This window comes from Enterobacter sp. C6 (assembly GCF_008122455.1).
Lineage (GTDB): Bacteria > Pseudomonadota > Gammaproteobacteria > Enterobacterales > Enterobacteriaceae > Enterobacter > Enterobacter pseudoroggenkampii.
On sequence record NZ_QPFW01000218.1, the window covers coordinates 1 to 11,270 of the forward strand.

At 54.4% G+C, this 11,270-nt stretch carries 11 protein-coding genes and 1 other annotated feature; of the genes, 5 read left to right on the forward strand and 6 right to left on the reverse strand.

Features of this window, described 5'->3' with window-relative positions:
- Positions 1–222 precede the first annotated feature (222 nt).
- From clpB to rluD, 3 genes are all read right to left on the reverse strand, one after another.
- Positions 223–2,796, reverse strand: coding sequence for an ATP-dependent chaperone ClpB (clpB, locus tag DOU50_RS11715; RefSeq protein WP_148769438.1), 2,574 nt, complete (start codon positions 2,794–2,796; stop codon positions 223–225).
- 129 nt (positions 2,797–2,925) lie between these two features.
- Positions 2,926–3,657, reverse strand: a complete 732-nt coding sequence (yfiH, locus tag DOU50_RS11720) for a purine nucleoside phosphorylase YfiH (RefSeq protein WP_148769439.1) — start codon at positions 3,655–3,657, stop codon at positions 2,926–2,928.
- Positions 3,654–4,634: a 23S rRNA pseudouridine(1911/1915/1917) synthase RluD gene (gene rluD / locus DOU50_RS11725; protein ID WP_023308866.1), complete on the reverse strand. Its 981-nt coding sequence runs from the start codon at positions 4,632–4,634 to the stop codon at positions 3,654–3,656. The genes yfiH and rluD overlap by 4 nt, the downstream gene beginning before the upstream one ends.
- Before the next feature lie 131 nt (positions 4,635–4,765).
- Here rluD and bamD point away from each other — a divergent pair, with 131 nt between their 5' ends.
- The 4 genes from bamD to pheA all read left to right on the forward strand — a co-directional run bounded on the left by bamD (position 4,766) and on the right by pheA (position 7,540).
- Positions 4,766–5,503 carry an outer membrane protein assembly factor BamD gene (gene bamD / locus DOU50_RS11730; protein WP_023308867.1) on the forward strand — a complete coding sequence of 246 codons (738 nt, stop codon included), beginning with the start codon at positions 4,766–4,768 and terminating at the stop codon, positions 5,501–5,503.
- Positions 5,504–5,771: 268 nt separating this feature from the next.
- Positions 5,772–6,113, forward strand: coding sequence for a ribosome-associated translation inhibitor RaiA (gene raiA, locus DOU50_RS11735; protein WP_003863162.1), 342 nt, complete (start codon positions 5,772–5,774; stop codon positions 6,111–6,113).
- Positions 6,114–6,223: 110 nt separating this feature from the next.
- Positions 6,224–6,349: a sequence feature (Phe leader region), on the forward strand.
- The gene (gene pheL / locus DOU50_RS11740) at positions 6,225–6,272 is read left to right on the forward strand and encodes a pheA operon leader peptide PheL (protein WP_100249759.1); all 48 of its coding nucleotides are present in this window, start codon (positions 6,225–6,227) and stop codon (positions 6,270–6,272) included. It overlaps the preceding feature by 48 nt.
- A 30-nt stretch (positions 6,350–6,379) precedes the next feature.
- Complete coding sequence (gene pheA / locus DOU50_RS11745; protein ID WP_021242003.1) at positions 6,380–7,540, forward strand: bifunctional chorismate mutase/prephenate dehydratase; 1,161 nt, start codon at positions 6,380–6,382, stop codon at positions 7,538–7,540.
- Here the strand turns inward: pheA and DOU50_RS11750 are convergent.
- Genes DOU50_RS11750 through aroF form a run of 3 tightly spaced genes read right to left on the reverse strand, consistent with a single transcriptional unit; the run spans position 7,537 to position 10,673 of the window.
- Positions 7,537–8,409: an SMP-30/gluconolactonase/LRE family protein gene (locus DOU50_RS11750; RefSeq protein ID WP_148769440.1), complete on the reverse strand. Its 873-nt coding sequence runs from the start codon at positions 8,407–8,409 to the stop codon at positions 7,537–7,539. The genes pheA and DOU50_RS11750 overlap by 4 nt on opposite strands.
- Positions 8,410–8,469: 60 nt before the next feature.
- Complete coding sequence (gene tyrA / locus DOU50_RS11755) at positions 8,470–9,591, reverse strand: bifunctional chorismate mutase/prephenate dehydrogenase (protein WP_024908344.1); 1,122 nt, start codon at positions 9,589–9,591, stop codon at positions 8,470–8,472.
- Between the two features lie 11 nt (positions 9,592–9,602).
- Positions 9,603–10,673: a 3-deoxy-7-phosphoheptulonate synthase AroF gene (gene aroF, locus DOU50_RS11760; RefSeq protein WP_024908343.1), complete on the reverse strand. Its 1,071-nt coding sequence runs from the start codon at positions 10,671–10,673 to the stop codon at positions 9,603–9,605.
- 214 nt (positions 10,674–10,887) lie between these two features.
- Between aroF and DOU50_RS11765 the strand changes: the two genes are divergently transcribed.
- A complete protein-coding gene (locus DOU50_RS11765) occupies positions 10,888–11,262 on the forward strand; it encodes a DUF2799 domain-containing protein (protein ID WP_148769441.1) in 375 nt (124 codons plus the stop codon).
- Positions 11,263–11,270: the final 8 nt, after the last annotated feature.

Consider the following 11,270-nt stretch of genomic DNA (forward strand, 5'->3'; position numbering starts at 1 on the left):
AAGCGTTTATTTTCGCTTTTCTCTGCTGACCCGGCGGCGTGTGTGCCGTTGTTCCGTGTCAGTGGAGGCGCATTATAGGGAGTAATTCCGAACCTGCAAGGATAAAGTGAAATTTATTTACTGACTGCTCACTTTCCAGGCAAAACCGACTCCAGACCTCAATTTTCGCCTGGTTTTTAAACAAAAACGAGCCGCAAGCGGCTCGTTTTTGCGTTTTGTGACTTACTGCACTGCCACAATGCGATCGTCGTTGGCTTCCAGACGGATAACTTTGCCTGGAATCAACTCTCCGGAGAGGATCTGCTGCGCCAGCGGGTTTTCGATCTGCTGCTGGATAGCACGTTTCAATGGACGCGCACCGTAAACCGGATCGTAACCATTCTCGCTCAGCAGCTTCAGCGCCTCGTCGGAGATGTGAATTTCATATCCACGTTCTTCCAGACGTTTGTACAGACGCTGCAGCTGGATCTGCGCAATCGACGCAATGTGTTTCTCACCCAGAGGATGGAATACCACCACTTCATCAATACGGTTGATGAACTCCGGACGGAAGTTATGGCTCACCACACCGAGCACCAGATCCTTCATATGGCTGTAGTCCAGTTCACCGAAACGTTCCTGAATCAAATCAGAACCCAGGTTCGAGGTCATAATGACAACCGTATTACGGAAGTCGACCGTTCTCCCCTGCCCGTCGGTCAGACGCCCATCATCCAGCACCTGCAACAGGATGTTGAACACATCCGGGTGTGCTTTTTCCACTTCATCCAGCAGGATGACGGAATAAGGACGACGGCGAACCGCTTCCGTCAGGTAACCGCCTTCTTCATAACCGATATATCCCGGAGGCGCACCGACCAGACGCGAGACGGAGTGTTTCTCCATAAACTCGGACATGTCGATACGCACCATCGCATCGTCGCTGTCGAACATAAAGTTAGCCAGCGCTTTACACAGCTCGGTTTTACCGACACCGGTCGGCCCCAGGAACAGGAACGAACCAATCGGGCGGTTCGGATCGGACAGCCCTGCACGGCTACGACGAATAGCATTCGATACTGCTTCAACCGCTTCGTTTTGACCAATCACACGATTGTGGAGATCGTTCTCCATGCGCAGCAGTTTTTCACGCTCGCCTTCCAGCATGCGCGCCACGGGAATACCGGTCCAGCGAGCAAGCACTTCCGCGATCTCGGCATCCGTCACTTTATTACGCAACAGACGCATCGTTTTCCCTTCTGACTGCGTCGCTATCTCAAGCTGTTTTTCCAGCTCAGGAATTTTGCCGTACTGCAGTTCAGACATCCGCGCCAAATCGCCGACACGGCGAGCCTGCTCAATGGCAATTTTTGCCTGTTCGAGTTCAGCTTTGATGGTCTGCGTACCGGAAAGCGAGGCTTTCTCGGCTTTCCACTCTTCTTCCAGCTCAGAATACTGGCGCTCTTTATCATCCAGTTCTTCATTGAGCATATCGAGGCGTTTCTTACTGGCTTCATCAGACTCTTTCTTCAGCGCCTGCTGTTCCAGCTTGAGCTGAATGATGCGTCGGTCGAGCCGGTCCAGCTCTTCAGGTTTCGAGTCAATCTGCATACGAATGCTCGACGCCGCTTCATCAATCAGGTCGATCGCTTTATCCGGCAGTTGACGGTCAGCGATATAACGATGCGAAAGCGTCGCCGCCGCAACGATGGCCGGGTCAGTGATCTGCACGTGGTGGTGCAGTTCATAGCGCTCTTTCAGACCACGCAGGATCGCAATGGTATCTTCAACGCTTGGTTCAGCAACAAACACTTTCTGGAAACGACGCTCAAGAGCAGCATCTTTCTCAATGTACTGACGATATTCGTCCAGCGTAGTGGCACCGACGCAGTGAAGCTCACCGCGCGCCAGCGCAGGTTTCAGCATGTTCCCGGCATCCATCGCGCCGTCTGCTTTACCCGCGCCGACCATGGTGTGCAGTTCATCGATAAACAGAATGACGTTGCCTTCCTGCTTCGCCAGGTCGTTAAGCACGCCTTTCAGGCGCTCTTCGAACTCGCCGCGGTATTTCGCACCGGCCACCAGCGCGCCCATGTCCAGCGCCAGCACGCGGCGGCCCTTCAGGCCTTCCGGCACTTCACCGTTGACGATACGCTGCGCCAGCCCTTCAACAATGGCGGTTTTACCGACACCCGGTTCACCAATCAGCACCGGGTTGTTCTTGGTACGACGCTGCAGTACCTGAATGGTACGGCGGATTTCTTCATCACGGCCGATAACCGGGTCAAGTTTGCCCTGTTCAGCACGCTCGGTCAGATCGACCGTAAATTTCTTCAAAGCCTGACGTTGGTCTTCGGCTCCCTGATCGTTCACGCTTTCACCTCCGCGCATTTTCTCAATCGCCTGAGTCACATTGGCGGTGGTCGCACCGGCAGATTTCAGCAGGTCGGTCAAGGTACCGCGTGATTCAAGCGCCGCCAGAACAAATAGCTCTGACGAAATAAAGTTGTCCCCACGTTTTTGCGCCAGCTTGTCGCAAAGGTTCAGCACGCGTACCAGATCCTGCGACGGCTGAACGTCGCCGCCGGTCCCTTCGACCTGCGGCAAACGGCTCAGCGCCTGATCGATAGCGGTGCGTAACTGGCCAGCATTAATGCCAGCGGACGTTAATAAAGGACGTACCGATCCCCCTTCCTGATTCAGCAAGGCGCTCATTAAATGAAGAGGTTCGATAAATTGGTTGTCGTGCCCCAGTGCGAGGGACTGGGCATCGGCGAGAGCAAGCTGGAATTTATTAGTAAGACGATCCAGACGCATAACTCCTCCCATAACAGGTCAAATTTGCTACTGGAGATTAAATGAGGTCATCCCTCAATTATTCAAGGTTAATGACCTGAATTATGTGAAAAGAAAACGGCACGTACCGGATCGTCTTGATTCTTTAGGTTATATCAGCCAAATAAAACTTGCCATACGACCAGTGGTCTTGTCGCGGCGATAAGAGAAAAAATCACCCTTTTCGGTGAATGTGCAGCGATCGCCGCCGGAGATCTGCGTTACGCCCACGTTATTCAAACGCTGACGCGCAAGCTGGTAAATATCGGCCAGATATTTATCTCCAGAGGGCAGGAAGGAGTCCACCGCTTGCGGATCTTTATCCATAAAGGCGTCGCGGACCTCTGGGCCCACTTCAAAAGCGCGAGGACCAATGGCCGGGCCAAGCCAGGCCATAATATTGGCGGGCTCATCCTTAAAACAGGCGACGGTTTCTTCCAGCACGCCTTCACACAGTCCACGCCAGCCTGCGTGTGCTGCAGCCACCTCGGTACCTGCACGGTTGCAGAACAGCACTGGCAGACAATCGGCGGTCATTACGGCACAAACGGTTCCCGGAGTATTGCTGTAAGAGGCATCAGCGCGTTTAGAAGCATAGGGTTCTCCCGTCAACTTCAGCACCGCCTTGCCGTGAACCTGTTCCAGCCAGACCGGCTTCGACGGCAAGTTCCCCGCAGCAAACAGACGCCTGCGGTTCTCTTCCACGTGTTCCAGGTTGTCACCACAGTGCGCACCGAGGTTCAATGACTCCCACGCGCCCTGGCTAACACCGCCAGTGCGGGTTGAACTGCAGGCAGCCACGCCAGCAGGCAATGGCCACTCCGGGACAATCAGTTTGGTCATAACCAGTCCACTTGATCCTTATGTTCTTCGAAATCAGCACGCATGGCGTCAATAAGATCCACCATATCCTGAGGGATAGGCGCATGCCACTCCATCTGAATGCCGGTGATAGGATGGTAAAGACGCAGCATCGTCGCGTGCAGCGCCTGACGATCGAATTTACGCAATACGCTGATGAACTCATCCGATGCGCCTTTAGGCGGACGCGGACGGCCACCGTAGACCTGATCGCCCACCAGCGGATGGGTAATGTGGGCCATATGCACACGGATCTGGTGAGTACGCCCGGTTTCCAGACGCAGACGCAGGCGCGTATGAATACGGAAGTGTTCCATAATGCGATAGTGCGTCACCGCCGGTTTACCCATCGGATGCACCGACATATGGGTACGCTTGGTTGGGTGACGGCTGATAGGCTCCTCCACCGTTCCGCCAGAGGTCATATGCCCAATGGCTACCGCTTCATACTCACGGGTGATTTCGCGCAGCTGCAGCGACTCCACCAGACGTGTCTGAGCAGGAACGGTCTTCGCCACCACCATCAAACCCGTGGTGTCTTTATCCAGACGGTGCACGATGCCCGCGCGCGGGACATCCGCGATCGGTGGATAGTAATGGAGAAGTGCGTTAAGTACCGTACCGTCAGGGTTCCCCGCGCCCGGATGAACAACCAGGTCGCGCGGCTTGTTGATCACCAGAATGTCATCATCTTCATAGACGATGTCCAGTGGGATATCCTGCGGCTCGAAGCGGATTTCCTCTTCGATTTCAGCATTGATGGCGACAGCTTCCCCACCTAACACTTTCTCTTTTGGTTTGTCCCAGATCTTGCCGTTTACCAGCACGCGCTGGTCAAGGATCCATTCTTTTATGCGTGAACGCGAATAATCAGGGAACAATTCGGCCAAAGCCTGATCTAAGCGTTGACCGAGCTGATTTTCGGAGACTGTTGCGGTGAGTTCTACTCGTTGTGCCATAAACTGCTTCTTCGTTTAACGTTGGGTTTTACGGCTTTGCCGTTTAATATAGTGTGCTATTGTAGCTGGTCTTAATCGGGAGCAGGAACAGAGTTTCTCCCGGACAAACATTTGAGGAAAGTCAAAACGTCATGACGCGCATGAAATATCTGGTGGCAGCGGCCACGTTGAGCCTGGCTTTGGTGGGCTGCTCCGGTTCAAATGAACAGGTCCCTGACAATCCGCCGAATGAAATCTATGCGACTGCACAACAAAAGTTGCAGGACGGTAACTGGAAACAGGCGATAACGCAACTGGAAGCGTTGGATAATCGCTATCCATTTGGTCCGTATTCGCAGCAGGTACAGTTAGATCTCATCTACGCATACTATAAAAATGCCGATCTGCCGCTGGCTCAGGCAACCATCGATCGTTTCATGCGTCTGAACCCGACTCATCCTAACATCGACTACGTGATGTACATGCGCGGCCTCACCAACATGGCGCTGGACGACAGTGCGCTGCAGGGCTTCTTCGGCGTGGATCGTTCCGACCGTGACCCGCAGCATGCGCGTGATGCCTTCAATGACTTCTCCAAGCTGGTGCGCGGCTATCCGAACAGCCAGTACGTGACCGACGCCACCAAACGTCTGGTGTTCCTGAAAGATCGTCTGGCGAAATATGAATACTCCGTGGCGGAATATTATACCCGCCGTGGCGCATGGGTTGCCGTGGTTAACCGCGTAGAAGGTATGCTGCGTGATTACCCGGATACTCAGGCAACGCGCGACGGCCTGAAGCTGATGGAAAATGCTTACCGTCAGATGCAGATGACCGCTCAGGCTGAAAAAGTGGCGAAAATCATCGCCGCGAACAGCAGCAACACCTGATTTTGCCTCAATGCAAAACGGCAGCCTTCGGGCTGCCGTTTTTTTATTCGTTTCTGAGCGTCGCTGAAGCGCGCTAGCCTCAACACATCCTGTCAACTATGGCCCCAATTTATGCCTTCTACAAGGTAAATCTCACCTCTTCCTGCCCTGCCTCACAAAAAAGATTCCCTGACAAAAACCGACAAAATAACGTGATCTAAATCACACATTTTGACATTAGGTCGGGTATGCTGGAATCACCAAGACGGAAAGACAAGAGGTAAAATTTATGACAATGAACATTACCAGTAAACAAATGGAAATTACTCCGGCAATTCGCCAGCACGTCGCAGACCGTCTCGCCAAACTGGATAAATGGCAAACACATTTGATTAATCCACATATCATCCTGTCCAAGGAGCCGCAGGGTTTCATCGCTGACGCAACTATCAATACTCCAAACGGCCATCTGGTCGCCAGCGCAAAACACGAGGATATGTACACCGCTATTAACGATTTGATCAACAAGCTGGAACGGCAGCTCAATAAAGTGCAACACAAAGGTGAAGCCCGTCGCGCCGCAACATCGGTGAAAGACGCCAGCTTCGCGGAAGAAGTTGAAGAAGAGTAATCCTTTAAATTGAGTGTACCGCCAACGCGCCTTCGGGCGCGTTTTTTGTTTTTTATTGACAGGGTGAAAACAGTACGGGTACTTTAACGGTATCACTCACAGGATGACTTTATGAAACTTACGCCGTTCTTCTTCGCATTCTTTTTTACCTTCCCCTGAACGGGAGGCGTTTCGTCGTGTGATAAAGAATGCGAAGACGAACAACAAGGCCTCCCACACCGGGGGGCCTTTTTTATTGATAACGATAAGATGAGACAGGCAACACTATGACACCGGAAAACCCGTTACTGGATCTGCGCGTAAAAATCAGCGCGCTGGATGAGAAACTGCTGGCGCTGCTGGCCGAACGCCGCGCCCTTGCCGTTGAAGTGGGTAAAGCCAAACTGGACTCCCATCGTCCGGTCCGTGATATCGACCGCGAGCGGGATCTGCTGGAACGGCTCATTCAGCTCGGCAAAGCGCATCACCTCGATGCCCACTACATCACCCGGTTGTTCCAGCTCATCATCGAAGACTCCGTTCTGACCCAGCAAGCGCTACTCCAGCAGCATCTCAATAAAACCAATCCGCACTCTGCGCGTATCGCTTTCCTCGGGCCAAAGGGCTCCTATTCACACCTGGCCGCACGTCAGTATGCCGCTCGCCATTTCGAAGAATTTATTGAAAGCGGCTGCGCGAAGTTTGCCGACATTTTTAACCAGGTCGAGACCGGCCAGGCGGATTACGCCGTGGTGCCGATTGAAAACACCAGCTCCGGCGCCATCAACGATGTCTACGACTTGCTGCAGCACACCAGCCTGTCGCTGGTCGGCGAGCTGACGATCCCTATCGATCACTGCGTGCTGGTCTCCGGTTCAACGGACCTGAACACGATCGAAACCGTCTACAGCCACCCGCAGCCGTTCCAGCAGTGCAGCCAGTTCCTGAACCGCTATCCGAACTGGAAAATTGAGTACACCGAAAGCACCTCGGCGGCGATGGAAAAAGTCGCCCAGGCGAACTCTCCCACCGTCGCGGCGCTCGGCAGCGAAGCGGGCGGCGCGCTGTATGGTTTACAGGTGCTGGAACGCAACCTGGCAAACCAGACGCAAAACATTACCCGCTTCGTGGTGCTGGCCCGCAAGGCAATCAATGTGTCTGACCAGGTACCGGCCAAAACCACGCTGCTGATGGCCACCGGCCAACAGGCCGGTGCGCTGGTTGAAGCCCTGCTGGTACTGCGTAATCACAACCTGATCATGACCCGGCTGGAATCGCGCCCAATCCACGGTAACCCGTGGGAAGAGATGTTCTACCTCGATATCCAGGCCAACCTGGAATCTGCTTCCATGCAGAAAGCCCTGCGCGAGCTGGGCGAGATCACGCGTTCCATGAAAGTGCTGGGCTGCTACCCGAGCGAAAACGTGGTGCCGGTCGATCCGATCTAACGTTCGATAAAACGGCTTTTCTTCATCCCTGCCACGTTAACCGGCAGGGTGAAGATGGCGCCGGAGAGCGGATATTTCGCCACCTCCCCCGCATCCATATTTTCCCGCGTGGTGGTAATAAACAGCGTTTTCATATCATCGCCGCCAAAGCAAACCATCGTCGGACAACGTACCGGCATGCGATACTCTTCCAACTGCTCCCCTTGCGGTGAAAAACGCGCGATGCGCCAGCCGTCAAACAGCGCGCTCCAGTAGCAGCCATCCACGTCCATCGCCGCGCCGTCTGGTATCCCTTCGCCCTCTTTAAACTGACGAAACACCTCGCGCCTGCCGGGTTCGCCCTGCTCATCAAGCGGCGTACGGTAAATCACACCGTTTGGCGTGTCTGAGGTAAACATCCACTGCTTATCCGGGCTAAACGCTAAGCCGTTGTGCCCGTGAATATCGCACTGGATCACCTTCGGCGTCAGGTCGTTGTCGATGCGCATCAGCAGGGCGCCGTTGTAATCTCCCGGTCCCCAGAACGTGCCCGCATAGAACCGGCCCTGATGGTCGGTGCCCCCATCGTTAAAACGCGCCAGCTGCGGGTTAGAGGGGTTATCGCACACCTTGCGCTGCAGAAGGCCATGCTTATCGGCAAGCCAGATGCCATTGCGCATGGCGACGATAAACCCGCCGCGCTCGCGCAGCGCGAAACAGCCCACCTCCTCGTGAAAAGAAAGCACGGTGTGTTCCGCCGTTGGCAGATGGTAGCGGTGGATCTCCCCTTCCAGAATATCGGCCCAGTAGAGCGCGTGCTCTTCTGCGCTCCACGTCGGGCATTCAGGCAGATGCCCGGTGTAATTCAACAGCAGCTGCGGTTCGGCCATGACAGTTCCCCAAAATGAAAAAAGCCAGCGATGCTGGCTTTCAGTATATACATCATCGCATTACTGGCGACTGTCATTTGCCTGGCGCAACAGCGTCCGGCTCTCACTCTGGAAACGCTGCGCGTAATCGCCAAACCAGTGCTCGACCTTGCGGAAGCTGTCGATAAACGCCTGCTTGTCTCCGTGCTCCAGCAGCGTAATGGCTTCCCCAAAGCGCTGATAGTAGCGCTTGATCAGCGCCAGGTTGTTCTCGGAGGACATAATAATGTCCGCGTAAAGCTGCGGATCCTGCGCGAACAGGCGGCCGACCATCGCCAGCTCCAGACGATAGATCGGTGAAGAGAGTGCCAGCAGCTGTTCAAGCTGCACGTTCTCTTCCGCCAGATGCAGGCCGTAGGCAAACGTCGCAAAGTGGCGCAGCGCCTGAATGAACGCCATGTTCTGATCGTGCTCGACCGCGCTGATGCGGTGCAGTCGCGCACCCCATACCTGAATCTGCTCCAGGAACCACTGATAGGCTTCCGGCTGACGACCATCGCAGTAAACCACCACCTGCTTAGCCAGGCTGCCGCTGTCCGGGCCAAACATTGGGTGCAGGCCCAGCACCGGGCCGGTATGTGCAGCCAGCATGGCCTGTAGCGGACCATTTTTGACAGAGGCCAGATCCACCAGGATGCAATCTTTCGGCAAAGGAGGCAGCTTTTCGATGATCTGCTCCGTCACGTGGATCGGCACGCTGACGATAACCATCCCGGCATCTTTCATGAGTTCCGGTGCCTGCGCCCAGTCCTCTTTTTCCAGAATGCGCACCTGATAGCCAGACAGCGTCAGCATTTTTTCAAACAGACGCCCCATCTGCCCTGCACCGCCGACAATCACCACCGGACGCAGGGACGGGCAGAGAGTTTTAAAGCCCTTGTCGTTTTCGCTGGAATAGGACTCCCGCATCACGCGACGCAGAACATCTTCAATCAAATCCGGAGAAACGCCCAGCGCCTGCGCCTCTTTGCGACGGGAGGCCAGCATGGAGGCCTCGCGCTCCGGGACGTAAATCGGCAGGCCGTATTTGCTTTTCACCTCACCCACTTCGGCAACCAGCGCCATACGGCGCGCCAGCAGATCCAGCAGCGCCTTATCCACTTCATCAATTTGATCGCGCAGTGCGGTCAATTCAGCAACCATAACTAAACCTCTTAAGCCAGACGCGTCGCCAGCTGGCCGTTCAAATCTTTGTGGATCTCACGCAGCAGCGCATCGGTCGTCTCCCAACTGATGCAGGCATCCGTCACGGAGACGCCGTGCTTCATGGCACTGCGCGGTTGTTCAGATGACTGATTGCCTTCATGAATATTGCTCTCAATCATCAGACCGATAATCGAACGATTGCCATCTTTGATCTGTGCGACCACAGATTCCGCAACCGCTGGCTGGCGACGGTAATCTTTATTCGAATTACCATGACTGCAATCTACCATCAGTGCCGGGCGCAGTCCCGCCTGCTCCATCTCTTTTTCACACTGGGCCACGTCCGCCGGGCTGTAGTTCGGGGCTTTCCCGCCGCGCAGGATCACATGGCCATCGGGGTTGCCCTGCGTTTGCAGGAGGCATACCTGGCCCGCCTGGTTGATACCGACAAAACGGTGCGGCATGGCGGCAGCACGCATGGCGTTGATCGCCGTCGCCAGGCTGCCATCGGTACCGTTTTTAAAACCAACCGGCATCGACAGGCCCGACGCCATCTCGCGGTGGGTTTGCGATTCCGTGGTACGCGCGCCAATCGCGGACCAGCTGAACAGATCGCCCAGGTATTGAGGACTATTAGGATCCAGCGCTTCGGTTGCCAGCGGCAGCCCCATGCTGACCAGCTCCACCAGCAGGCGACGCGCAATCTTCAGGCCTGCTTCCACATCAAACGAGCCATCCATGTGCGGATCGTTAATCAACCCTTTCCAGCCGACGGTAGTACGTGGCTTCTCAAAATAGACGCGCATCACCAGATAGAGGCTATCGCTGACCTCCTCCGCTAATGTTTTAAATCGACGAGCGTACTCAATGGCGGTTTCAGGATCGTGAATGGAGCAAGGACCGCATACCACCAGCAGGCGCGGATCGCGGCCGGCGATAATGTCAGAAATGGTCTGGCGAGAGTGCTCAATCTGAGCCTCCTGCGCGACGCTCAGCGGAAACTCCGCTTTCAGTTGATCCGGAGTAATTAAAACCTGTTCGTCAGTGATATGTACGTTGTTCAGCGCGTCTTTTTGCATGATGGCGATCCTGTAAAGCTCGTTTGCGATAGTTGTTTTCCTCAAAGAGGTGAAACCACGATACCATAAAAAGTAAACATTTCAATCCAAAATACGTACACATTAGTTTACACAAGCCAATTTATTGCAAAAATCAGCCGATAAAAACGTAAAGTTTAAATTACATACGAATTCTCTTTAGCCAGGCTATGCTGAAGAAAAAAGGAGAATGGCTATGCGTTCAATTGCTCTCGCGCTGTTGTCGCTGTTTTTAACGGGCTGTCAGATCAATCCTTACACCTTCCAGCCCGACTGGACCAGCCCATCCTGGTTTGATGCCGGTAAAGAAGACGCCATGAATGGCCTGCCGGTTAAAGATAACCAGGCCCTGGCCGATAGTTTTAACGACACGCACGTCGATCGTAGTGAATATCTTCGCGGCTATGCCGATGGTCAGAAGAAAGTCTGCGAAGAAGGATTTATTCATGCCTGGGGATTAGCAGGGAAATCTTTCCCTGCCAGCTGCGATACTGCCGAAAACACGGCAATACTGCGTGCGTCATGGCAGAAAGGGATGGATGAAAGTATGCGCTCCAGCAGACTCAATTAAGTCTGTTT

Excerpts from the sequence above, each read along its gene's own strand:
- aroF (WP_024908343.1), bottom strand. The coding sequence starts at position 10,673 with ATGCAAAAAGACGCGCTGAACAACGTACATATCACTGACGAACAGGTT.
- DOU50_RS11750 (WP_148769440.1), bottom strand. The coding sequence starts at position 8,409 with ATGGCCGAACCGCAGCTGCTGTTGAATTACACCGGGCATCTGCCTGAA.
- bamD (WP_023308867.1), top strand. The coding sequence starts at position 4,766 with ATGACGCGCATGAAATATCTGGTGGCAGCGGCCACGTTGAGCCTGGCT.
- DOU50_RS11765 (WP_148769441.1), top strand. The coding sequence starts at position 10,888 with ATGCGTTCAATTGCTCTCGCGCTGTTGTCGCTGTTTTTAACGGGCTGT.
- tyrA (WP_024908344.1), bottom strand. The coding sequence starts at position 9,591 with ATGGTTGCTGAATTGACCGCACTGCGCGATCAAATTGATGAAGTGGAT.
- pheA (WP_021242003.1), top strand. The coding sequence starts at position 6,380 with ATGACACCGGAAAACCCGTTACTGGATCTGCGCGTAAAAATCAGCGCG.
- clpB (WP_148769438.1), bottom strand. The coding sequence starts at position 2,796 with ATGCGTCTGGATCGTCTTACTAATAAATTCCAGCTTGCTCTCGCCGAT.
- yfiH (WP_148769439.1), bottom strand. The coding sequence starts at position 3,657 with ATGACCAAACTGATTGTCCCGGAGTGGCCATTGCCTGCTGGCGTGGCT.
- rluD (WP_023308866.1), bottom strand. The coding sequence starts at position 4,634 with ATGGCACAACGAGTAGAACTCACCGCAACAGTCTCCGAAAATCAGCTC.
- raiA (WP_003863162.1), top strand. The coding sequence starts at position 5,772 with ATGACAATGAACATTACCAGTAAACAAATGGAAATTACTCCGGCAATT.